Consider the following 24,200-nt stretch of genomic DNA (forward strand, 5'->3'; position numbering starts at 1 on the left):
AAGATTATCTCCTTTAATAACAAATCCGTCGAATTCGTAAAAAAAGAGTTAGGTCATACATTATGTAACGGCGATTTTTTTCATGATTATTTAAGTGATAAGCATAATGGAATTTTTGATCATCTTTTGAGAGCATTAGGAGGCGAAGAGTTCGGTTTTGAAGTTCAGTACAAACAATATGATAGGAGTGTAAGTTGGTATTATTTCACGATCAATCCCATCAAAAATAATATGAATCAATCGATTGGGGTTTTGCTATCTATCGAAAATATTTCAGAATTCAAAAAGGAAGAGATGCAACGTTTAAAGCTGACAAATGATTTCATTCAAAGAAATAAGGACCTCGAACAGTTTGCTTATATTGTATCTCATAATTTACGTGCGCCTGTTGCGAATATCATCGGTTTAGCAAGAGAGCTAAACGAAGATTCGTTAGAAGAAGAAAATCGTAAATTATTTGGGAAAGAATTGTCGGTAACTGTTTCAAAGTTAGATGACGTGATTCGGGATTTAAATTTTATATTGCAAGTCAAACGTGAAGTTTTTGAAAATAAAGAAACTATTTTCTTCCAAAAACTATTATTTGAAATTTGGAATAGTCTCGAGACTTTAGCTGAGAAAGAAAATGTAACACTTCAAACTGATTTTTCCGAATTAGAAAAGATTGAATCAACAAAAACATATCTTTATAGTATATTTTATAATTTGTTAACAAATAGTATAAAATATAGGCGCCCAGGTCAGCCTACTTTGATACAAGTGTCCAGTAAAAAGAAACAAGATTCCCTTTTACTGGTATTTAAAGATAACGGAATGGGAATCGATTTGGAAAAGAAAGGCGACCAACTGTTTGGGATGTACAAAAGGTTTCATTTGAATACATCCATAGGAAAAGGAATGGGTTTATTTATTACTAAGACTCAGGTGGAAGCCATCGGTGGAAATATTTCTGTTAAAAGTAATGTTAATATTGGAACCGAGTTTGTAATTGAATTGCCTTTATTGAATGAATGAATACAATTGCGATATTAATCGAACCATATTTTTTACAAAATCAAATTCAGGGCGCACTAGAATAACATGAATTTTCCCAATCGTTTTTTGTTAGTTGATGATGATCCTGTAAACAATGTTTTAACCAAACTCACGATCAAAAGAACATTTAATAGTGTTGAAATCATAGATTTTACTGAGCCAGATGAGGCATTGGCGTTTATTAAGGAGGAATGTGAAAATAGTCCGACCCCTAGTTTATTATTATTGGACATCAATATGCCTTCCTTATCTGGTTGGGAAGTCCTAGAACGACTTTCCGAAATTGAGGGCGCAGTTAAAAAATATTTTGTTATATTTATGCTTTCATCTTCCGTGGATCCTTCTGATCGAGACCGTGCACAGAAGAATCCCATAGTGACTGGTTATTTCGAAAAACCTTTGTTACAGGAACAATTATTAGAATTACCTCCCATGTTTCACTCAAACCTGGAAGAATCTTAGAAACACTTTTCCCATAACAAATTTCCCGTTTTGATGAGTGAAATGTTCTCGCTGAAAATCTAAATTTTGTGAAGGTATTCGAGTCACGAGCATCGAAACTATCTGAAGCGTACAAACTTGATTATGAATGAGGAAACGGTAATCGTTTTTATGAGACATAATCCGGGTGCGAATTGACAAACCCCCACCCGAGTTCGGGAGGAGGGGAGTGGCTCGTGGGATGTGCCACTTTTTCCCCTAACACAATTCCAATCTTTGCGAAACCATCTTACTATTTCCTGAAATTTTTTTTTAAATAGTTCGTATTTGGGAGGAGGATTGGATTCCCTTAATTGAAAAGAAGGATCCTTTTCTCAAATTTAGATTCGAATCCATTGTAAATGGTCTTCCTGGAAATGGTTTGAGTTCATGGAAGGAAGAGGCATTTTTTTTGACGATCGATTGCCTATTTCATTTTCAGTGGAATGAATTTTGAAAATATATACGATCTATAGAAATACATTTATCATTTGTTTATGGTAGAAGATAAGAGATTCTTGGATTTAGTTGTTAGTAGATTCATTTGAGTTGATTTGAATCTATTTCCATTGGATCAAATGAATCCGTGATTTTAAAAATTCGGTACAGACAAAGAGTTGGTTTTTTTGATCCTTACCAAGGCGGAGCATTGAATGAAACAATCATTAGTTGAAGAAATATTAATTGCCAGAGAAATGAAAAACGAAAAGACGGTGGCTCTTGTTCGATTTGTTTTATTTTCTGTCACATCCATAATGGATTTTGTATCTTATTTGGGTTGGATCAACTATACAATCGTGACTCCAAGCTTTATCACCGTAGCATTAGATTTTGTATTTTTATTGTTTGCAAGTATAGTGTTATTTATCGTAAATTTTTTACCTTATCAACCGTATCTAAAATTTTTCACAATTACTTTGGATTATTTTATTATTGGGTTAATGATTTTTTTGGATCCGACGATCCAGAAAGGAAATGGTTTGATATACTTTATTGCTATGACTAGCGCAATTTTCGTTTACCAGTTCAACCAATTGAGACATTCAAAAACGGGAACAATCTACGGAGCTTTTTTAGCTTTTGTTTATTTTGTGGTAATCTCATTCGGTTTAGGGGAAGAGTATCCATTTGATATTTTGCCAATGATGATTGGACTCGCAATGATCCTAGGAGTTGGTTATGTGACAACTGTTTCGAATATTGAAATGGTGAAAGAGGCCAATACAAAACAAATGATGGAAAGATATTTACCTTCCCAACTCGTAAGTGAATTTTACAAAAATAAAGTTCAGTTGGAACCTGGTGGAGAAAATAAGGAAGTCACCATACTTTTTTCCGATATTCGTTCCTTTACTAAATTTTCAGAACAAAGGACTGCAGAAGAGGTGGTTCTTTTCTTAAATGAATATTTGTCTCGAATGACCGATGTCATTTTTAAATTTAATGGAACTATAGATAAGTTTATCGGTGATGCGATAATGACTGTCTTTGGAGCTCCTTTTAAAAATGAGGATGATGCTCTTCAGGCCGTCAAAACAGCCGTGGAAATGATTCGTGAACTTACAAAATTAAATCAAAATATGGATCTAGGAAGTGACGATTTAAAAGTTGGTATTGGGATTCACACAGGTGAGGCGATTGTGGGAAACATTGGATCCGATCGAAGATTGGATTACACCGTAATCGGTGATAATGTGAATTTAGCTTCGAGGATTGAGGGGTTAACAAAACATTACGGGTGTTCGATTCTTATATCGGATACAACCTATCTTCAAATTGAAGGAAAGTATGGAGATCCGGATGGGTTTGTTGTCCGAGAAATTGATCTAGTGGTCGTGAAAGGAAAATCGAAAGCCATCACGATCTATGAAGTCGTAGTTTTATAATGTCGTAATCAAGTGAACATTAGCTGATACCAAAAACACTTGTAGTCGCAATAAAAATTCCAAAAATCTAAAACCTAAATTGATGCGAGTCATAGCTTTGTTCCTGAAAAATTTTTCGTCAAAGAAATGATTTCCCAGGAGTGGGCAAAATGTACGCGAGAATCGGATTTGGGGGCTCGTCCCAGTGGAGTTGCGAAAGGCAACGGCAATCAGCTTTATGTGACATAATGCAGATGAGAATTGACAAACCCCCACCCGAGTTCGGGAGGAGGGGAGTGGTTCGTGGGATGTGCGAATTCCCCCTATACACCATATCCACTCACTTCAATAGAAACTTTCTCAGATTCACAAATTAATTTCAAAAGAGTTCACATTTCGGGCATCGAGCTGAATTTTTCTTTTTTTGTGAGCGGGTAAACATTCAGATCTATCAGGATTCATTGGAATTTTGTATCCAGTTGTAATCTTTTAAGAGGGAACATTTTTTTCCGAATAGATTTGGTTTCTCCCATTTCGTTTGGCTTCATATAAATATTGATCCGCTTGATTGATCACCACTTCTGGGTTGATCCCTTGTTCGTTGCATACAGAGATTCCTACACTCGTGGAGCATTGGATTCGTTTATCTTTGGCATAAAAGGATAAGGAATGAAAGCTTGTTCGAATTTTTTCAGCGACGACGATCGCGCCGTCTAGGTCAGTATTTGGTAAGAGGACCAGGAATTCTTCTCCTCCCCATCGAGCAGGGAAGTCTTGTTTGCGTAGTGAAGTTTTGAGAACAGTTGCAAATTCAATTAAAACCTGATCTCCAAATTCATGTCCATAAGTATCATTGATGGATTTAAATAGATCTAAATCAAATAGTAAGAATGCAATTGGATATGGACCTACACTTCTTTGTTTTCTTGCGAGTTCTATTTCTAAATTTGAAAAAAATGATCTACGATTGGAAATCCCAGTCAATGGATCTGTCATTGCGATCGCCAATAATTTTTGATTCACATCAGTTAATGAAGAAAACAATTTGGATACAATTTGGTTTACGATGAAGGCACTCCCACCTAACAAAATTGAAGAAATGAATATACTCATTAAAGTGGGTTTCACTGTAGGCATTAATATATTTACTGAAGGCAAAATTTCAAAATAAACCAAAAATCCCATCGCACTAAACAAAACAGTAGCAAGAAAAGCATTGTATATTCCGTAGTTTCTATCGAGAGACATACTACTAAGTGCAATGGATCCAAGATATCCTAAAATGAAAAAAGAAGTAATATGTCCAGTTCCAAATGCAAGAACAGTTAACCATATCAGATCAAATGTAGCTGGCACATACCCACTCCACCAAATCTCCTCTTCAACTAACAGATCATAGTGAATTCACAAAAACCAAACAATCGCAAACACTAGATGAATGGAGCCAATAGCGACTATCCAAGGCAATTGAAAATTGTAAAAGACTACTACCATCAACATAGTGTACATACAACGCGCTAAGTTTGCTGTTTGGAATTTCTCCGAAGGAGAATTGGATCTGATATTCAGTTTATGTTCTGAGTTTTTTATTTTCATATCTGATAGAATTAGGTTTTAGAATTTAAGTATCAAAAATTGTGTCATTCAATGTGCTAAAAATGATCAACGTTCAAAAAATAAATTCCGACAGTTTTGATTTGTCCGTAGATTATGGACGAATGTTTGGTTCAAAATAAACAGATCTCTTTAAAAATCTTTTGAAAATAGAAGCTGATTTTAGAAAAAATATGCATCTGAAAACTGAATATTTTTTAAGACAAAGTTTTCAATCAAAGTAGATTGGAAAACAAAACGTGACTTATCAAATGATGTTTCGGATGAAATAAAACGAGTCTTCTCGTTCGGATGTTTCACTTTGATGGCTCTGAATGAGCGGACCAAAAAAACATGGGAATGGATCGTTCGAAAGAATTGACTGTGCGATAATGTTGCGATGGGTTCCATCTCCCAATTCAAATTCCATTAGAATGGAATCGATGGATTTTGAATTGAGAGAGATCGATTCTATGGCGTATCCCACATTTTTTAGTTTCCTTTATTCTAATTTGAATCTAAATTGTTCCACTAAAACCATGAGATGTTCTGCTTGCCGGCTCATTTCATTTGCAGTGGCGGACAATTCTTCTGAGCTTGCCGCATTGTTTTGTGTACTTTCATTCACTAATGTCATTGCATCTGTAATTTGCTGAACACCTACAGCTTGTTCTTTGGAAGAAAAAGAAATGTCTTGGACTAATTCTGCCGTTTTGCTTATCGAAGGTACAATTTGATTCAGCAGTTGACCGGCTTCTTCCGCCGTCACTAAACTTGCATTTGCTAGGTGGCTAATTTCTTTGGCAGCGGCTTGGCTTCTTTCTGCTAACTTTCCGACTTCAGAAGCAACAACAGCAAATCCCATTCCTTGTTCGCCAGCTCTTGCGGCTTCAATCGCCGCGTTTAATGCAAGTAGGTTTGTTTGCCCAGAGATTTCATTGATGATTCCAATTTTTTCGGCAATTTTTGACATTGCTAATACAGTTGCATTCACAGATTCTCCACCCTTGATTGCATCATTTGCAGATTTTTTTGCAATATCATCGGTTACCTTTGTATTTTGGTTGGTTTGTGTGATGGATGCGGACATCTCTTCAACAGCGGCTGTTGTTTGTTCGATGCTTGAGGCTTGTTCGGATGTTGCCTCTGCCAAGGATAGTGAGGTGGAAGAGATTTGGCTGGATGCCTGCGAAATGACGACTGCCGAACTTCGAACTTCAGATAATGCTTGTGATAATTTTTCTAATGCATTATTTAAAGAGTTTGCCAAAGTTTCAAAATCACCTTGGTAATTTTGTGATACCCTTTGTGTTAAGTCTCCATCTGCCATTGCTACAAGTACATGGTTCACATCATCAATAATATTGGAGCTAGTTTTCGCCAAGAGGTTTACACTTTCTCCTAAATCTTTAGCAAATCCTTGTTTATTATTTAATGAAACTCTCGTTTTTAAATTCCCTTTTCCGGCAGCATCAACCACTTGTTGGGTTTCGCTTATCATTAGTTTTAATCTTTCCACCATCCCTTTTATCGAATACAACATACTGATGTTATCTTTTGGTAAAGTTTGAATCGTTAAATTTAAATTTCCTGAAGCGACTTCAGTCACAATTGTATTGGCATATGCAGGTTCACCACCCAAATACTTAAACAATAATCGTAATTCATATCCCGCATACGTTAAAATACATAATGTGATGAATACAAATATGATCACGATCCAATTCCAAAAGTTTTGGCTGGATATTGCGTCATCAACCTTGGATTGAGTACGTTTGTCCAAAAGATCAAAAAATTCAGATACTGGTTTCATGATTTTTGCTTTGTTTTTGTGATATTCGTCATTATGCATTAAACGACGAGCTTCTTCTAAATTTGGTTTGTTTTTGATAGTAAATTTACCATTTGAATCGACATACAAACCTTTTACCATATTCATTGCAATGGTTTCTGTATTCACTAGGGCATCTGATTTTAATTTTGCTTCATCAAGTTTTGCCAATTCTTTTTCTGAAAATCCCTTCTCTTTCATTAAATCTAAAAGTGCGATTGTTTTGGAACTTGGACGAGGTGCTGGTTCTCCTGCCGCAACAAAATCCCAATAAATATTTTCGTATTGTGTGGGTCTAGGTTTGACTCCGTTTCGAATATCAAGAATATCGAAGTATTGTTTTTCCCATTTAGGATCGCCACCTGAGATTACGAAAGTTCTAGCAAGTCTAGTCAAGTCATCAGAACTTTGGCGTAATTCATCTGCTAACAAATAAGATTCATATCGAGAAATCGTAGCCTCTGCTACAACTTCCGAAGCTTTTCTTAATTGCATTGTAAAGATGACAAGTGATAACATTGCGATCGTTATCGTGATAAAAACTGTTCTAAATATAGAACGCATATTTTCTTTCATTTTTATTTCCTTTCTTATGTTTATATGATTAATGTTTGCAAGAATTGACTTAGAATTTCATAGAATATCCAATTTGAACCACAAAGGTATTCTTTACAAAGTCTTGTTGTTGGTATCGATAGATCAATTTTTGTCGCAAATCTCCATCGATGGGTAAATTTCTAATTGTATCGATATTGATTTGGTTTTCTAATCCGTATCGTTTTGAAGGATCAGTGATTCTTTGGTCATTTTGATTGTTATCAGAATATGGAACACCAGTTTGTGGATTGAATATGGCATTGTCCCATAAGTATGTATCAGGTCGATAGATATGGATACCTTTTACAAAAAATCCCCAAAAACTGAGTTTCAGGCTTGTGTTCACATCCGAGATTCCTCTTCGCTGTAGATCATAATCATTTACATATTGGTAACCGATGTGAGTGGCTGGAGTGATGGAAACATTCTCCGATATTTCAAAAGGATGAGAGAATGATAAATTTGAATAAACACTCCCTGTTCCGTAACCATTAAATTCAGAAGTAAATTTATAGTATGTTGCAATCGTTGGGTTGATATATTTTAAGAAAGCAGTTCGCCAAATGAATGCATAGTCGGATGTTGCAAATCTTGAATTATCACCAACGTTGATAAGAACATATAAACCTGTCGAAAAAGATCCAGCTCTGTTTTCCCAATTGAAATAAAACTCACCTAAAGCGGAGTCACCTAGTGCATTTTTTTCAGGTCTTTTTTTGATTTGATTTGGATCGTAAGGCAAAGAACCGGTGTTGAGTGAATGGACTACTGTAGATGTTTGGTCAATTCCACCAGGTCTATCTTGGTAGTAGTAGTCATTGTCTCTGTTTGTCCTACCTACCGTAGGATTGAAAAACATCATATTCGTGCTAAATCTTTTATCACCAGTATTGAAAGCGAGCTCAGTTGTCAAAAACCAAGCATCAGGTACGGATTTGTATTCTGTATTATTTCGCCTCGCGAGACGATCTCCATAAACACTGATCCCACGAAAATTATTCTCGTTTGCCATATATTGAGTCAACACCACGACATGTTCCTTGGTTTCCTCTGCATCGTTAGCCAAATCTTCTTTAACGGTGACGACAGACTTTTTATTGTTTAGATTCGATTGTTGCGTGTTGTTTTTCGTTTTCGATTGGGCAAAAAGAAACCCACCTGAGAATAGGATGAAAAGTAAAATGGCTTTCATGATGAAAATTATGATTCCCTGTCTTGTTCGAATTTTTAAGGATGGGAACCGAACAATTCGTAACAATCCTTACAGATGCGTAACTTTAGTAGCACTATTTACTCCTGCAAGCAAAAATGTATGAATTCCCTTGTATTCGAAAATAATGTTATGATTGTGAATGCCGAGGGATTTGCGCTAGGATATCTACGGGTTCAGTGTTCTCTTTTGATACCTGCCAATCAGGTTTGGATTTTTTTACCAATGATTTTGGCAGTGGCTTTTCGACTTTGAATTGGATCACAGTGGAAGACCAATCGAATCCTGAGAGAGTTTTTATCTTATTTTTGAAGACATTCCCCTCCATTATAAAAAACGATAGGTGGTTTTTAGATGATCGAAACCCCACAGCCCTTTTCCCGAGATAATAAAAGAAGGGAACACCACGACTTAATTTTTCTTCTAAGTTAGGTGAATAGACAATATTTGGTCACGTAAATTTCTAAGGATTGTTTGTTCTTGGATTGGTAGTTTCTGTAGATAAGCGAGGATTTCTATTGTTTGGTTCATCGTCGATCTCAATCTGGTAGAAAAAACTATGTTATTTGATGATTGCAAGCATATTCGCAAACATTCTTTTGGAACCAGGTAGGGTTCGAAAAAAAACTTCTTTTCCTTTACAAGATTCCAAAATGAATTTACGATTTCCACCGTAATGATTCACGTTAGGTTCTATTTCCTACTTTTGTTTCTTCCGTTTTCAATTCTATTGTCTTCTCCAATCAATTCAAGATTCACAACCAGTCTGAAAAATGGCCAAGGGGAATACCCCATAGGTTATCATATGGAAATTTTGAGCCTTTCTCCTGAAACAAAAATCAGTTTTGAAGATGTTCGAAAATTCAAATTATTTGAGGAAAGTAAATCCTTGTCTCCCAATTTTGGATTCACCAAAAATGTCTATTGGGTTCGTTTTGAATTATACAATGAATCAAAAGAAAAAGATTGGTTCATTCATCTTTCCTATCCTCTTTTGGATAAAATTGAATTTTACGAAGGTAATGAAACAACTTGGAAAAAAACCATCACAGGTGATTCGTATGTTTTTTCACAAAGACCCATGGAGGAAAAAAGTTTTATTTTCCCAATACGAATTAATTTCAAAAAAAATCACACATATTATTTTCGATTTGAAAGTGAAGGCACTGTCCAATTTCCGATTACAATTTATTCTCATGAAAGATTTTTAAAACTAAAGGAAAAGGAAAATCTATCTCTCGGGATTTATTATGGAATCTTATTTGTGCTCATCATTTACAATTTGATTTTACTTTTTATGCTGAGAGATTTTGGGTATCTCTATTACCTTTTATACATCAGTTTGTACGGACTCTCTCAGTCTGTTTTAAACGGATTGGCATTTCAAATCTTTTGGCCAAATTCTCCTTATTGGGCCAATATCAGTTTGCCTTTCATTGGTGGTTTTTCCTTATTTTGGGGGATTCAATTTACTCGGAGTTTTTTAAGTACAAAAAAACACACACCAACATTAGATAAAATATTAATGCTGTTAATGGCATTAATGTTGTGTTTGATGTTGTCTTCATTTATTTTCTCTTATTTTGTTAATATTTACCTTCTTGCCTCCCTTGTTATGTTATTTGCAATATTTGTATTTCTAGTAGCAGTTGTTTGTTGGGATAAGGGATATAAACCTGCTAGATATTTTTTGATTGCTTGGGTTGCTTTACTCTTTGGGGTAGGAATTTATTCACTCAAAGGTTTTGGTATCTTACCTGCAAACCTTGTGACTGAGTATGGTTTACAAGCCGGTTCTGCAATTGAGATGTGTTTATTGTCGTTAGGTTTGGCTTATAAAATCAAACTTGCAAATTCTGATAAAAATAAGGCAGAAAGAAAAATTGCTGCTTATAAAGTTAAATTACAGGATGCAAAATTGGTATCCTCTCGATTGGAAGTGGAACTTTTAAAAAATAATATCCACCCTCATTTTTTGCTAAATTCGATCAATGCTACAATTATCTGGTTGGATGAAGATCCAGAGACTGCAAAACAACTGTTAACGGCTTTATCTGAAGAATTACGTTCAATTTTAAAATTAACCAATAAAAAGACAATTACTGTGACGGAAGAAATCAATATCTGCAAACGATATTTAGAAATTATGAGTTTGCGAAAGGAATCGAAATTTGAATTTAAATCGGAAGGAATTACGATCAAAGATATGATCCCTCCTATTGTTTTACTCACATTGGTAGAAAATGGTCTGACTCATGGTTACCAAGGGAAACACTCTGGACTCTTCACTCTAAAGAAAAAAAGAGAAAAAAATAAAACAAAGTACATACTGTTCAATGATGGTTTACCTACTACAAAATCTGATTCACTCGGAACTGGTATCAAATACATCAAATCTCGCTTGCAGGAAGCCTTTCCAAACCGATGGGACTTCTCTTCGAAAGTGGTTTTGGGGGGTTGGGAAAATACGATCACATTGATGGATTGAATTGGTGCCATTCGCACCTTAGAAGTGCATCCTGCACTTTTTTTTTGGTAATTCTTTTGATTGTCTCTATTCTTCATAGAGGGATAATCAAATGAAAACAAACTTAATTCTAATCTACTTTGTATTTCTTGTGACAAACATAAGTATGGCGGAACCTGCGGGCAAAAAAGAGGATAAAGGTACAATCAACCAACAAACACAGCAAAATGAAGACAAAAAAATAGATGATGCAGAAGTGGAAAAATACTACGCAAAATTAAAATACCCACCAGGATTTTACCAAGGTGCATTTTTGATAAGCTTTATGGGTGGTGGAAGTTTAGCTCCAAGTGGATCGTTCATTAGTCATGAAAAAAATTATGATAGTGCCTTACAATACCGAGTTGTTACGAAAGAAGTCAGTCAAGATTATTATCCCCAAGGTGTGGTACGAAACCAAGATCCTGGTCTCTATTTCAAACCTACTTATACGCCAGGTGTCGCTTCCCAGTTCGATTTTGAATATGGATGGAAGGAAAAAATTGGCCTTGGTTTTACTGTAATGCAAAATTCTTTGAAGGCGAAAAGGCAAGATATCATTCCTGGTTTATCGTATTATAAAGAATATGTGGATCCTTTCCCAAGGGAACGCACTATTTATCGAGGTAACTCGATGAGTTTTCTTGCGACCTATCATCCTATACCGAGGAATTTTTTTGATCCATATCTTGTGGTCAGAGCAGGAGTTGTTTCATTTACAGGAGAAGCACATGCAGGCTTAAACCATGATAAATTTGTTTATAGTAACCAGATATCGAGTGGAATTGGTAGTATCGTTGGAGTTGGCGGTGGTTTGAATATTTATTTGGGTCGATACTTCGGTATCAAAGCGGAAGTCGATTACTACCGGGAATTTTTAAAAGCGGATCAATTTTCCATGCGAACCTTAAACTCATACCAAGCTATGATTGGAGTTTTTGTGAATTTATCAAATGTTCAATACCGATTAGAACAATATTAATACGAGGATTTTTTTGAAAATATTAATTGTAGAAGACGAGGAAGTAGCCGCAAGGGGTCTAGAGCGCTTGTTACGTGAACTTTTGGGTAAAAAAATCTCGTCTTTACATGTAGAAAAAAGTTTATTAGGTTCACGATGTTTCCTCCAAGAGAATCCGATAGATTTATTATTTTTGGATTTAAATTTAGATGGTGATTTTGGATTTGATTTACTTAAAGAGTCATCAGCTGCATCTTTTATCACAATCATAACCTCAGGGAATACGGCAGAAGCAATTCTAGCTTTTGAATATGGTGTTTTGGATTTTGTTCCAAAACCAATTTCGAGAGAAAGACTGGAGAAGGCTCTCAAAAAATATTTTTCCAACTCCGGTCAGAATCAAACCAAATACATTGGAATCAAAGAGGATCATCATTTGAAACTGATCCCAACAAAAGAAATTTTGTACATCGAGGCTGATGATAAAAAGGTAAAACTGTTTCAAAAAAATGGAAAGATAGTATCACATTATAAAAGTTTAGAGTTATTATCCAAAATTTTACCTGGCAATTTTAAAAGGATCCATCGATCTTACATTGTAAACCAAAGGTACATCAATCAGATTTTAGTTTCCCCTGGAGGATCCTATCAAGTGGAACTCGTGACAGGTATCAAATTAAAAATGGGTAGAAATTATTATAAGGATTTGAAAGCCACTTTGTATGCAAAGGTTAGCTGATCTAAATTCACGATCTTTCGCCGATTTCTTTCAAAAGACAAATATATTGAATACAATGAAAAACCATCCTAATTGAATGGTTTTTCATAATATTAGTAAAATTCTCTGAACAATCGCTTTCGGGAAAGATTATTAAATGATTTAGTTACCGGAAAGTTTTTGAGCTTCTTCACATTCTGGAATCTTCATTTGATCCTTTGAGCCTTTAAATGATTCGCAGGTGAGTTTCCCGAAGGCGCTGATACATTTTTCAAATGCTTCTACTTGTTCTGCAGTGACTTCCCTTTTTTCTTCGATTCTTTTTTTCTCAGCTTCCTTCATTTTTTGATCGAAGAAGGAAATGCAATTTTCTTCAGATAACATGAAAGGAGGGATCATATTACGGTAGGCAGGTGGTATTTTTGCAAATTCATCTTTGGTGCATTCAATGGTTTTGGAACACATTGTTTTTTGGAACTTTGGGACCAAATCTTTCAGTTTTGCTTCTGGTGATTGGGAAAGTTTGTTACAAGCAAATACAAATAGAAGCATAAACAGGAACAGAGGGATTTTGTTTTTCGAAAGAAGATTCATACGTACATCCATGGTAAGATTTTGACCAAATTTACAATCATTCAAATGTTGAGAAAAGAACAATTTATAAACTCGGTCCATGTACTTAAAATCAATCTAACGATTTTTTGATTTTTCGAGCAAATATCGTAAGGCACCTGTTGAGTAGAGAGCCCAAAGGATAAGAACAGGTTGGAAAAACAATCGAATGAGTCGTTTTGTATCTGTATCGAGTCCAAAGGCACTGATTCCATTTGTGTATTGAGAAATGTTTCCTGGAAAAATAAGGACAAAAAAGATGGAAAGAAGGATACCAACTCGAATTCTTTCTTTTGCCCAAAATAATAAAGCGAGGCCAAAGCTGATTTCAACAACTCCTGAAGACAATACTACAAAGTCCATGAAAGTGGGATCTTGTGGCAACCAACGAGGGACTTGCGCTAAAAATTCTTGTCTTTGGAATGTTAGGTGGCCCACACCCGCAAGGGTCATAAAAAATCCAAGGATTGTCCTTAGGATATTTTGGAGTAAATTTGTTTGCATGATTTTTTCCTCGATACCTTAGACGGAAAATTCATTATGAAACGTTTGGTTTTCATTTGATTCTCAAATTAGTTTAAAAATTCTATCTGCTATTTTGCTTTCCTCAATGGATTCGATTGACACAGGGTCTTACAAATTTTCATTCAACCTCTAGAGTTTCCTGTTTTTTTGATTTTTTAGACTGGAATGGGTATTCATCAAAAAATTTCTAAATATCGATGGGAATGTATGCGGCAATTTCAAGACTATTGAAATTATAATGAATGTTCCCTGCTTTAAAGGAAGTAGTCATGAACGTTAAGCGATAGTTGATAAAGTTGGTTGGAATTTCAGCATACAATACGACTGGAACAAAATAAACTTGTTTTGCAGAAACCGTCCCTCGGTTAATGGAAGAAATGGTTAATAATTCAAGAGGAGTGGCGTCACGAAACATCAATGCTGAGAAAAAAAGTTGTGATGGGTTTACATTCTTAAAATCGATATCACCTTTTGCGGCTAAGTAGATTCCGAGGTTTTGTAAATTATCACCTTGTCCTAAGTTTGCCATGAGTATCGAACTCACTGGATCAGTTGAAATGTCTTGTTGGTTTAAGAGCGATATTCTTCCTACGATATTCGCATAATTATCAAATCCACCGGGTTGTCCTCCGAAGGAAAGTGGCAATACATCTAAAAATGTATTTTGGAAATAGGTATTCCCTGAAAATCGAATTTGTCCCATACCAGCACCGAATCCAAGCCGAGCGTGATCGATTCCTTCCTTTCCAAAATAAAATGCGGGAGCCACAAAGGAGTAATTCCCTGAAATTTTTGTACCAATGTCATCGTTTATGATTTCTGTTTCCGTAGAACTAGAACCAGATGATCCTGAACCACCACTGCTAGAACCAGAAGAAGAACCGGAGCTGGAAGAAGAGCTCGATTCAAAAAAAGATAAGTCTCCTTCGTATCGTTGTCTGGAAATAACAAATGGTTTGGTTCTACCAAGGATGGTGAATCCAAAATTTTCGGAAATTTGGAAATCAATCGACTTTAAATCAAAAAGATAATCCACATTCTGAGCCAAACCAAGGTCAGCGGCCATATCGGCTTTGCCTAACCTTGATTTGATGAGCATCTCCGAAAATCCATAAGTCAAACCAGGATATAACGAGATGTAAGCAGGTCCGTTTTTTTTTCGTAAATTGAAGAGTCCATAACGATCTCCGCTTGTTCCAACAACTTTTGAATTTTTCACTTGAGGATCTGCGCCAATTTCATCAGAATCTTCTTGCGCTTGGAGAATTGTAGAAGAGAAAATCAAAATGAATATTAGAATGTGACGATAGAACATAGACAAACACTTGCTAGTTACTATTTAAAAGCAAGTCTTTGTAGGAATTTATGATCTAAAATAGAGAAATGGGATTTTTTTTTAGAGACAGTTTTTTACCAATGAGTTGGAATCGAGTTTCCTGAGGTAGGTGAGTATTTTTATGGCAGTTTCAATTTTTTCATTTATTTTTGTCCTCTTTGTTTCCTTCATTCCCATTGCATGCCAAGTCAGTTCCCATGACCATAAAACATTACCAATCGAATCGTCCTTAGAACCAATCGCTCGTCCTATCAAAACCCAAATAATGGTAGAGTTTCAGGTGATCAAAGCTGCCGATTGGGAAGTGCCACTTGCGGGATTACTCAATTTAAACGACCCAAATGCAAAACTCGCCAATTTAACTGACAGACCGGAACCCATCTCCATCTACTTTTATTTGATCAAACATCCGAAGTTTGGGGCCTTTCTGATAGATTCAGGTATCGGGGAAAGTTTTACAAAAGGAAAAGACCATCTCCTTGTCAGTTCGATTGTTGCATCGCAAATGAATTTTGATAAATTAAAAATATATGAAACAACAAAGAATTTTTTGACCAAAAATAAGATTTCTTTAAAAGGAATTTTTTATACACATTTACATTTAGATCATGTGATGGGGGCGTATGAAGTAGAAAGGTCGGTTCCTTTTTATGTTGGTCCCAATGAAGTATCCAATAAACAATTTATTAATTTATTTGTGCAAGGTTCAACGAATCGTCTTTTGGGTGAGAATCCAAATTTAATCCAACTTGATTTTGGTAAAAATCAATATCAAGTTTCTGTTTTAGATTTTTTTGGTGATCAAAGTTTTTTTGTCATTTCTGTTCCAGGCCATACTCCTGGTAGCTTAGCATTTTTGATCCCTTCAAAAGAAGGAGGTCATTTGTTACTTGGTGATACATGCCACACACGTTTTGGTTGGTTACAAAATGTGATCCCAGGCTCATTCACTGCAGACTCAGAATCAAATCGCAAAAGTTTGGATGGATTAAAATTCATCGCAAGTTCCTACAAACCTAAGTACATTTACCCAGGGCATCAAGAACGAATCGTTTCGATAGATCTAAAATAATCTATTGATTCTTTTAAAAAACCTAAGATGTTAATTCCTGGTTTTAATTGAGGTCAGCCTATGTTTTTGATCAGATTCTTTGTATTATTTGTTTTCTTACCTTTTATTACTTTGGAAGCTGTGGACCAAACCAATTGGAAAAAAGCAGACAATTTATTAAAAAAACAAGATTACCAATCTGCGTTTCAGCTTTCCGAAGCAATCATCAAATCCGATCCAAAGGATAGTTTTGGGTGGTGGCTTAGGCTCAGTTCATCATCCCAATTAGCAACTAAGAAGGGGAAGTGGCCGGAGGAATGTTTTCAGAGTGCCAAAGAACATGCCCAATTAGTCCCAGAAGAGGAGTCTTCGAGTTTTACCACGGCAATCTGGTGTTTGAATCATGACGCAAGGTATATGGAGATGGTATCTCTCATTCCCAAAGTTCTTCCAAAATCTCGCGAAAAAATTGGGAATGGAAATTATGGATTATTAATCAATACATTAACAATCGCCTATATCAAGTTAAATGATCGAAAGAACGCGAGAGACATCCTATTTGCTGGACTTACTCAATTATCTGGAACACCCGAAGCGATGAATACTGGTTATAATGTGGGTGAACTATTTTATGATACCGATATCTCGCTTAGTGAAAGAGAAAGGTGGCATGAATTGTTTCAGAAGAATTTATTTAAAGAAAAAATTTCGAATCCACTCATTCCCTCCATATCATGGAATACTTCGTTACTAGCAGATGAATATGTAAAGCAAGGGAAATATAATTTTGCTTTTGACACCATTTCTATGTTATATCCTGACATGGATACTCATGTGTCATCCTATTGGAATTTTTTAAGAGACCAACTCCTCATCAAATACAAAGCACTTAAGTTCCGAACCAAAAAACTAAAAGAAGAACCTCGCCGTAAATTGAAAATGGTTTTTATTGTGATCCCAAGGACTCGTCTTTTGGATCCACTCCCTTCAAAATTAAAACCATACCAAAACATTGATGAAGATGTATCAGAAAAAGCTGTTTCCGATTTATTACTCAGTTTTATTTATTTTAGAGATTCATTTGAAGAAGTATCGAATGGAATCCATTGGGATTACGAAGTGATTCGGACCGATTCCGAAATCAAAACTACCAATTTCAGTGATGAATCCTTTCGTTATGTGATGCAACCTTCCATTGAATCCATCCAACCACCCCTTTCAGAAGATGTCCTTCACCAGATCAAAGCCAGTGATGGTGTGATTGTGGTCTGGCCTGGCACAAAACAACCAGAAGGTGTTCTCATCACAAATGGAGGTGGGACAGAGTGGAATTATGGAACAGTGTCTGATCCTGAAATACGATTGACCATCCTTTCTGATTCCAATAAAAATATCTCTTCAGGAAACCATGCCAACCATCCCATTTTTATTTACCATGAATTGTTTCATGTATTAGAATGGGCCTACCACAAATCCAATTTCCCTAAAAAAGACCATCCATATATGAGAAAAAAGGAATGGCCAAAAGATTACCAAGGGATCACGGAATGGGATTTTTATTCGGAAACGTTTCAGAAACGGATGATGACAGAAGACAAGATGGAGCGTTTGTATTGGTTCGGTAGAAAAGAAGGTTTTTACGGAATCAAAGTAAAGGAAGAAAAAAAGTGAAGTTTCCGAGATAAAAATCAGGATTTTGGTAGGAATAGGCAAAAGAAAAATAAAAAACAATTGGATATTGAACTTTCGGGAATTGATTTTCCATCGGCAAATTGTCTAAAGAAAGATCATATGTCAGGAAAAAATACTTTGCCTTCCGCTCTCGTCTCAATTTGTTTTGGTTTCATTTTAACGTTAACCTTTGTTCACTGTAAGGCATTTGGGAAAGACCCTGAAGGTGCCCATAAAGAAAAAATCCAAAAGTCATCCCATTTTGATCCAACTCGCGAACAATTTGTCAACCGCAGACCCGATATTTTAGAGAAGATGAGGGAAGGACAAAACTTTTTTTCCCTTTTCGTTAAGTTTATGTTTGGTGGTGACAAAAACCAAAAACCTTCCGCGAAATTACCGGAAGAAAAACCAAACTTTAAGGAATTTTTGGAACCGGACGAAAGCATTAAATTCATTTGGTTTGGCCATTCCACTTTCCTTGTGAATATCGAAGGCACCATTTTATTTTTTGATCCAGTTTTTTCGGAATCCGCTGCTCCATTTAGTTTTATGGTCAAACGTTTTCAAGATGCAGTGGTCAAGTTAGAAGAAATACCAAAAGTAGATTACATCATCATTTCGCATGACCATTATGATCACTTGGATATGGAAACAATTGAATTTTTCAAATCAAAACAAACACGTTTCATCACACCACTTGGAGTCACATCTCATATAAAGGAGTGGGGTGTTTCTGAGGATCGCCTAACGGAACTTGATTGGTGGGAAAAGCTGGATTTGGGAAAAATTCAAATCGTTTGTACTCCTGCGCAACATTTTTCTGGGAGACGTGGGATGAATGGAAATAAAACTCTTTGGTCTTCCTGGACCATTCTCGGACAAAAGGAACGATTTTACTTTAGTGGGGACTCAGGTTATGATATTCATTTCAAACAAATCGGGGAAACGTATGGACCTTTTGACCTAACTTTTATCGAAAATGGGCAATACAATCCCATGTGGGAAGCCGTTCATGTTTTGCCTGAACAAACCGCAAAGGCCCACTTAGATTTAAAAGGGAAAGCATTGGTTCCTGTGCATTGGGGAATGTTTAATTTATCCTTACATAGCTGGTATGAGCCTGCCGAAAACATTGAAAGAGAAGCCAAAAAACATAACATCAATTTGTTGACACCAAAATTCGGACAATTGGTCAAACTAAAAAATCCAAATCTCTTGGAACGTTGGTGGAAAAAATACATCGAACAAAATTAATGTTCGCTGTATTTAAGAATGTGTTTCGACGTACTGTTTGAAATTATTTAAAATGGACTGCCAACCATCCTTTTGCATCTCGATTGGATTTTCATTTTCAGGTTCAAATTTGACTATGACTTCTGTGTTTGATTGATTGTCGAGGAAGGTAACTGTCACTTTCCTTTGGTCAGTCATGGTATATGAGAAAAATTGAAATTCTTTGATCTCGTCAAAGATTGCTTCGAAATCAAATCCAAAACTTCCATCTTTTGCTTCCATTCGCGCAAGGTAAGTCCCACCTTTTGTTAAATTTACCTTTGCGGAAGGACAATGCCAAGAAGGATCTGCAAAATTCCATTTTGTAATGTGAATTGGATTTGTATAATAGTCCCATACTTTTTTAGTGTCGGATGCAACAAGTGCATGAATTTCAATACTATTTTGCATAAATTAAAATTGAATGAAGGTTTTTCCAAATGAGTCAACGATAATTTGTCCTTTCATCAGAAAGGAATGGAAAGCCTCCCTTTGCGAAACAAGTTTTTTAAAACCAAAACTTAATAAAGTATACCCCTCTCCTTTGATAGGTGGTGTACCCAATGCAAAAAAAAATTCCTACATTCTGTTATTTCAATGTAAGTTTCGTATGTTTGTTCCTCTTTTGTTTGGTGGAATGTTCAAAACCAAACACTCAGTCTCTTTCCCATTGGATCGCAAGTTTGGTCCTACTCGAAACTGACCAAACAAAAGAATTGAACGTAGGAGCAGAGGAGATTCCAGATGAAGGACGAACCAGTCTATATCAGATCTATTCCTTCACTCCGGACATTTTGATCGAAAATACAAGTTTTGTGATGACAGGAAAAAATTTAGATGCTCTTTCCAAGTCCGATGTATTTGGAGAGAGTGCCACTAAGTTGGTCACATTTTTTGAAACTTCGGAAGAACAGATCACGGGTTATCTTAGGTTCTGTCCTGCAAAGAAAATTGAAGTGGAATTGGTAACTCCAAACGTTGGCCGTAAAATACATTACATCCCTTGTCTCGGATCCTTTCGGTATTCTCCTTCATCTTATTTGTTAGAACAAAACCAACCTGTCTCTCTCTTCGGACCTCTAGAGTCGCATCCATACTTGCAAACATTACGTTCTTTGGGAACGATCTCATTTAGCATCAATCCGATTCTTCCCAATGGACTTGTTTTTGACGAGTCAACAGGTGTCGTATCGGGGATTCCTACGGTAACGACGAAGAATGAATTTTTGGTTTTTACTGTTACGGCACAGTTAGATCAAAAGCCATTGGTCAAAATCACATCTCCTCTAAAATTAATGGTTCTCACACCAGAAGAAAAAACGAACAGAACATGTAGGGCCATTTCTGCCACTTCGACTTGTAATGTTCCTTCCCCATATACTTGTTTCAATAGTAGCCAATGTTTTACGAACCAAATGGCGTGTATCACGGATCCTCAATGCGGATTCTAAAGGAAACCACAAAACCTCTGTTTACAAATCAAATCCCATCCGAAACCATGTGATTGTCAGGTGGTCACAGAGTGAAGTATTTTGGAATTTTAATCGTTTCTTTCGGTCTATTTGTTTTACCAATCTTTGCGATTGATGAAAGTAAAGAACCTCAAGTTCAATATACAATCGAAATCAATGGAAAAGAATATGACCTAACAGCAGACGTTCCCAAAAAAATAAATGGAAGTTTTCAAAATTTAAATCTCCTTCTGAAAGCGGGCAAATGGAAGGAATTTTCATATGGTGGAATCCAATTTGTTTACTTTGCTTCTTTTACATGGGAAGCAGACATCCAATCAGATTCAGAGAAAACTTGGGTTCTTTCGGGAAACGATTTCAAAATCATGTATTTTGTTTTGCCAGAGCCGATTACCATGGAGGACTATGTGGATTCTTTTTCAGAAAGGATGGGAAAAGAAAATACACAAATCTTGGAAACGAATGATCGGTTTGGAAACGTTTCCTATTCTGGTAAAAAATTATTCGTGAAACTGGCAGGAGTGGACTTAGTTTACGAAATTTATTTCATCCCGACCAAAGAAGGTTCTCGCATCCTCATCTTCCAAGATTCGCCAGAAAGTACCGACAAAATGAGCCAAGAAAAAATACAAATGATGGATCAGATTCGAAAAAATTTCAAAATTCTGAAACCATAATAGAACCAAACACATACATTTTTTACCTACCTATGACAATCATAAGTAGGTAAAGTATGCGTAAGATTCATTTCCTTTTCCCCCTGTTATTTGTACTTCTTGTACAATGTTCTCCTGATGAAGAAAAAGGAATCATTCCTGGGACCAACATCACAGGTGATCCACTCACGGATGCACTGTTACTGGGTGTATTGTCTGTTCCGCCATGCCAATTTCTCACAACACAAAATGTGAATGCACCCGTTGTCGTAGGAGAAGGGGGAGGATCTGTTTGTAGCACCGAACTTTTGAATGGATCATTACAAGTTTCGACGACAGGTACATACCAAATCAGCGCAACCGCTGGAAAACAAACCCTTTCTTCGTCAAGGTGTCAGTCCAGTTATTTTGACTTTCATATCTCCTTAAAAGAGGGGAGTTCGGAACTCCACTCATCGGTCACACCTGGTATGGCGAATGTGACGTTAACTGTCGGGACCACCTATACATTACAAGCCTCAGGTATTGTGGATCCCAATTTATACGACTGCCAAGGTCGGTCTGTGACCTCCACTGTCACACCTTATCGGATCAATTTTCGTAAGCTCTAAAGTTGTTTCACTCACACTCTCTTTAGGTAGTTTCCGCAATTGCGGAAACCTACCATCGCTTTCCCACCGTTAGGAGGTTACACTCGACTCATGAGGTGGATCGTCTGTATGTTCCTTTTCTTTGTTTCCTGTACAAGTTTTGACCGGATGGTTTTTTTGGGTTATGTCGATGATTCAATCAAACGAAAGAGAAATGATTACCGACAACGGCAAGTTTCCCTTGGATACAGTTTTGAATGTTTGATTTTACCCAATTCTTACTTTCCCTTTCCACGAGTCGAACCTTGTTATTATGGTGATGTGCGTGGTTTTCGATATGAAAGTTTTGTCAGAGTAGAAGGACGAATTCACGTTTGGTATGTTCCGAGTTATGTCTATGAGGGCCATTCTAATTTAGAGTTTTACCAAGACGTGACACTTGGAAGGGGTCCCTTTCACAATCGTGCATTGAAGGAGAATATCCTCCGACAATCGATGCAAGAATCTAGAAATCAAAACCGTAAGATTCCTACCATTCAGTATTCCAAATGAAACGACCGGCCATTCCATTTCGCATGGTTTTGTTACTATTCATCATTTTGATTGTATGTTGGTCTTGTATTGGCCGCCAAACCAACCATAATTATGAAACATTGTCGGAACCCGCAAGACCTCACAGATTTTCAAATGTAAGTTTTGCAAATAAATATGGATACAATTCAGAATGTTTGGTGCTTATGGAAGGTCCCTTACCGAGCCGATTGGAACCTTGTGTTGTTGGGGATATTCGTTCTGCTACGATGATGTACAAAGAGACGGAAGTAACGGTGTCAGGTGACACAGCACAATTTGAATGGCAGATGACAGGAATCGTATACTCTCCTTTTGTGAATGAAACATATTACCAAAATTTTATTTTATACCGAGGTTCTTTCTTTCGGAAATTAAGTTATAAAGATTATCGGCCAGTAAGAAATGAGTATGGCCCACCATATTTTAGAACACCTTCTTCTGGATTTCGAAACCCTGGATATTATCGGTATGGGAGATGAGGATTTACGATTGACGACAAAAGAAAAAAAAACAAACTCAATGTTAGGAATCCAATCCTTATATTGCAGATGATAACAAAAAGCCAAATCCTATTTCCTATTTTTGTGTTTTTGATTTTCATAAGTCAAAAACCAATTTTTGCTAAAGATTCAAATTCGCTTTCGATTGGATTTGGTTCCTGTTTACACCAGGATAAAGAAAGTCCCATCTTAAACACAATCCTTGGAAAAAAATTAGAGTATCTGATTTTACTTGGAGACATTGTATATGCGGATAGTTTGATTGCGGATGAAAAAATTCCTGCATTTGAAAAACAATTCAATCGGAAAGAATGGAAATCTATACAAAAGAACACTCAATTATTATTCACTTGGGATGACCATGACTACGGTTTGAATGATAGTGGTGGTGAATATCCAGACAAAGTGAAATCCCGAAATCTATTTTTATCTTATGTGAAACCACGCATGCCCAAAAAAATTACCTTCGGAACCAAAAACAAGGAAGGAGTATTTTATTCATATTGGGTTTTATTTCATGGAAAAAAGATACACATTGTTGTACCTGATACACGCTATTTTCGTTCCCCTTTGCAGAGGAGTTTTCTTTCTTACTTCACTGGCAAAAGCCATTATAAACCATCAAATGAAACGAACCAAAACCTTCTTGGTGATGAACAGTGGATTTGGTTAGAAGAAGAGTTGTCCAAACCTTCTGACTTGCTGGTCTTTGTTTCCAGTATCCAGGTGTTACCGACAGAACAACCATTTGAGAAATGGAATAATTTGCCAAATGAAAGAGAAAAATTGATTCAATCATTATACAAAGCAAATACGAAGGATATGGTGATTCTTTCTGGGGATCGCCATCTTGCTGAAATTCATGAATATAAAAATATGAATCATCCAAGGTTAGTTGAAATCACATCGAGTTCCTTTAATTTGCCACTTCCTTGGTTGCCTTTAGAATATGATTCTGAGTTAAAGTTAGGTAAGGCCTACAAAAATGAAAATTTTGGAATCCTCCAAATATTTTGGAACGATGGGAAATTACATTGGAAATCTACCATTCATGATAAAGAAGGGAATTCTGTTTTGGAATATGACCCTTCCCAAGAAACAGTTTCCAATCAATCAAAGGGAATCGAATAGGAGAGTTTTGAG

General features: G+C 36.2%; 24 protein-coding genes (1 of these 24 running past the window's edge). 15 read left to right on the top strand and 9 right to left on the bottom strand.

Annotation, left to right across the window (positions count from 1 at the left end; genetic code table 11):
• From LEPBI_RS05290 to LEPBI_RS05300, 3 genes are all read left to right on the top strand, one after another.
• Positions 1-1,014: the end of a PAS domain-containing sensor histidine kinase gene (locus LEPBI_RS05290; RefSeq protein ID WP_012388081.1), read on the top strand. The gene continues 1,596 nt to the left of window position 1, outside the view; 1,014 of the gene's 2,610 nt are visible here — the last part of the coding sequence; its start codon lies beyond the left edge, outside the window; its stop codon occupies positions 1,012-1,014.
• Between the two features lie 66 nt (positions 1,015-1,080).
• Entirely contained in the window at positions 1,081-1,497 is a 417-nt protein-coding gene (locus LEPBI_RS05295; protein WP_012388082.1) for a response regulator, read from the top strand.
• Between the two features lie 671 nt (positions 1,498-2,168).
• Entirely contained in the window at positions 2,169-3,401 is a 1,233-nt protein-coding gene (locus LEPBI_RS05300; RefSeq protein WP_012388083.1) for an adenylate/guanylate cyclase domain-containing protein, read from the top strand.
• A gap of 468 nt (positions 3,402-3,869) precedes the next feature.
• On the opposite strand, the gene LEPBI_RS05305 is transcribed toward LEPBI_RS05300, so the two are convergent.
• The 5 genes from LEPBI_RS05305 to LEPBI_RS19435 form a co-directional block, all read right to left on the bottom strand.
• Entirely contained in the window at positions 3,870-4,736 is an 867-nt protein-coding gene (locus LEPBI_RS05305; protein WP_012388084.1) for a GGDEF domain-containing protein, read from the bottom strand.
• A gap of 505 nt (positions 4,737-5,241) precedes the next feature.
• Positions 5,242-5,460 (bottom strand): hypothetical protein, encoded by a 219-nt coding sequence (locus LEPBI_RS05310; RefSeq protein WP_041769683.1) that lies wholly within the window; start codon positions 5,458-5,460, stop codon positions 5,242-5,244.
• A 15-nt stretch (positions 5,461-5,475) separates the two neighbouring features.
• The gene (locus tag LEPBI_RS05315) at positions 5,476-7,380 is read right to left on the bottom strand and encodes a methyl-accepting chemotaxis protein (RefSeq protein ID WP_012388086.1); all 1,905 of its coding nucleotides are present in this window, start codon (positions 7,378-7,380) and stop codon (positions 5,476-5,478) included.
• A gap of 49 nt (positions 7,381-7,429) precedes the next feature.
• Entirely contained in the window at positions 7,430-8,593 is a 1,164-nt protein-coding gene (locus LEPBI_RS05320) for a hypothetical protein (RefSeq protein ID WP_012476192.1), read from the bottom strand.
• 148 nt (positions 8,594-8,741) lie between these two features.
• Positions 8,742-9,056 (bottom strand): DUF1801 domain-containing protein, encoded by a 315-nt coding sequence (locus LEPBI_RS19435; protein WP_420804595.1) that lies wholly within the window; start codon positions 9,054-9,056, stop codon positions 8,742-8,744.
• Between the two features lie 360 nt (positions 9,057-9,416).
• Here LEPBI_RS19435 and LEPBI_RS05330 point away from each other — a divergent pair, with 360 nt between their 5' ends.
• From LEPBI_RS05330 to LEPBI_RS05340, 3 genes are all read left to right on the top strand, one after another.
• On the top strand, positions 9,417-11,099 hold the full coding sequence (locus LEPBI_RS05330) for a 7TM diverse intracellular signaling domain-containing protein (protein ID WP_226992887.1): 1,683 nt from the start codon (positions 9,417-9,419) through the stop codon (positions 11,097-11,099).
• A 91-nt stretch (positions 11,100-11,190) separates the two neighbouring features.
• Entirely contained in the window at positions 11,191-12,099 is a 909-nt protein-coding gene (locus LEPBI_RS05335) for a hypothetical protein (protein WP_012388089.1), read from the top strand.
• 13 nt (positions 12,100-12,112) lie between these two features.
• Positions 12,113-12,817 (top strand): response regulator transcription factor, encoded by a 705-nt coding sequence (locus LEPBI_RS05340; protein WP_012388090.1) that lies wholly within the window; start codon positions 12,113-12,115, stop codon positions 12,815-12,817.
• Between the two features lie 141 nt (positions 12,818-12,958).
• Here LEPBI_RS05340 and LEPBI_RS05345 read toward each other — a convergent pair whose 3' ends face one another.
• From LEPBI_RS05345 to LEPBI_RS05355, 3 genes are all read right to left on the bottom strand, one after another.
• Positions 12,959-13,390, bottom strand: coding sequence for an LA_2478/LA_2722/LA_4182 family protein (locus tag LEPBI_RS05345; RefSeq protein WP_012476193.1), 432 nt, complete (start codon positions 13,388-13,390; stop codon positions 12,959-12,961).
• A 96-nt stretch (positions 13,391-13,486) separates the two neighbouring features.
• Positions 13,487-13,912: a DoxX family protein gene (locus LEPBI_RS05350; protein ID WP_012388092.1), complete on the bottom strand. Its 426-nt coding sequence runs from the start codon at positions 13,910-13,912 to the stop codon at positions 13,487-13,489.
• 208 nt (positions 13,913-14,120) lie between these two features.
• Positions 14,121-15,248, bottom strand: a complete 1,128-nt coding sequence (locus tag LEPBI_RS05355; RefSeq protein WP_012476194.1) for a hypothetical protein — start codon at positions 15,246-15,248, stop codon at positions 14,121-14,123.
• 142 nt (positions 15,249-15,390) lie between these two features.
• Between LEPBI_RS05355 and LEPBI_RS05360 the strand changes: the two genes are divergently transcribed.
• The 3 genes from LEPBI_RS05360 (at position 15,391) to LEPBI_RS05370 (ending at position 19,248) form a co-directional block, all read left to right on the top strand.
• Positions 15,391-16,341 carry an MBL fold metallo-hydrolase gene (locus tag LEPBI_RS05360; RefSeq protein ID WP_012476195.1) on the top strand — a complete coding sequence of 317 codons (951 nt, stop codon included), beginning with the start codon at positions 15,391-15,393 and terminating at the stop codon, positions 16,339-16,341.
• 60 nt (positions 16,342-16,401) lie between these two features.
• Positions 16,402-17,991 carry a hypothetical protein gene (locus LEPBI_RS05365; protein ID WP_012388095.1) on the top strand — a complete coding sequence of 530 codons (1,590 nt, stop codon included), beginning with the start codon at positions 16,402-16,404 and terminating at the stop codon, positions 17,989-17,991.
• A gap of 120 nt (positions 17,992-18,111) precedes the next feature.
• Positions 18,112-19,248 (top strand): MBL fold metallo-hydrolase, encoded by a 1,137-nt coding sequence (locus tag LEPBI_RS05370; protein ID WP_012476196.1) that lies wholly within the window; start codon positions 18,112-18,114, stop codon positions 19,246-19,248.
• Positions 19,249-19,260: 12 nt separating this feature from the next.
• Here the strand turns inward: LEPBI_RS05370 and LEPBI_RS05375 are convergent, their stop codons facing one another.
• Positions 19,261-19,677, bottom strand: a complete 417-nt coding sequence (locus tag LEPBI_RS05375; protein WP_012388097.1) for an SRPBCC family protein — start codon at positions 19,675-19,677, stop codon at positions 19,261-19,263.
• Between the two features lie 152 nt (positions 19,678-19,829).
• On the opposite strand from LEPBI_RS05375, the gene LEPBI_RS05380 reads away from it, so the two are divergent.
• From LEPBI_RS05380 to LEPBI_RS05405, 6 genes are all read left to right on the top strand, one after another.
• Positions 19,830-20,717 carry an Ig domain-containing protein gene (locus LEPBI_RS05380; protein WP_012476197.1) on the top strand — a complete coding sequence of 296 codons (888 nt, stop codon included), beginning with the start codon at positions 19,830-19,832 and terminating at the stop codon, positions 20,715-20,717.
• Positions 20,718-20,788: 71 nt separating this feature from the next.
• Complete coding sequence (locus tag LEPBI_RS05385; RefSeq protein WP_226992888.1) at positions 20,789-21,415, top strand: hypothetical protein; 627 nt, start codon at positions 20,789-20,791, stop codon at positions 21,413-21,415.
• Positions 21,416-21,471: 56 nt separating this feature from the next.
• Positions 21,472-22,005 carry a hypothetical protein gene (locus LEPBI_RS05390; protein WP_012388101.1) on the top strand — a complete coding sequence of 178 codons (534 nt, stop codon included), beginning with the start codon at positions 21,472-21,474 and terminating at the stop codon, positions 22,003-22,005.
• A 39-nt stretch (positions 22,006-22,044) separates the two neighbouring features.
• Entirely contained in the window at positions 22,045-22,536 is a 492-nt protein-coding gene (locus LEPBI_RS05395) for a hypothetical protein (protein WP_226992889.1), read from the top strand.
• Complete coding sequence (locus LEPBI_RS05400) at positions 22,533-23,036, top strand: hypothetical protein (protein WP_012388103.1); 504 nt, start codon at positions 22,533-22,535, stop codon at positions 23,034-23,036. The genes LEPBI_RS05395 and LEPBI_RS05400 overlap by 4 nt, the downstream gene beginning before the upstream one ends.
• Before the next feature lie 63 nt (positions 23,037-23,099).
• Positions 23,100-24,188, top strand: a complete 1,089-nt coding sequence (locus tag LEPBI_RS05405) for an alkaline phosphatase D family protein (RefSeq protein WP_012388104.1) — start codon at positions 23,100-23,102, stop codon at positions 24,186-24,188.
• The last annotated feature ends 12 nt before the right edge of the window (positions 24,189-24,200 follow it).

This window comes from Leptospira biflexa serovar Patoc strain 'Patoc 1 (Paris)' (genome assembly GCF_000017685.1).
In the GTDB taxonomy this organism is placed as follows: Bacteria; Spirochaetota; Leptospiria; order Leptospirales; family Leptospiraceae; genus Leptospira_A; species Leptospira_A biflexa.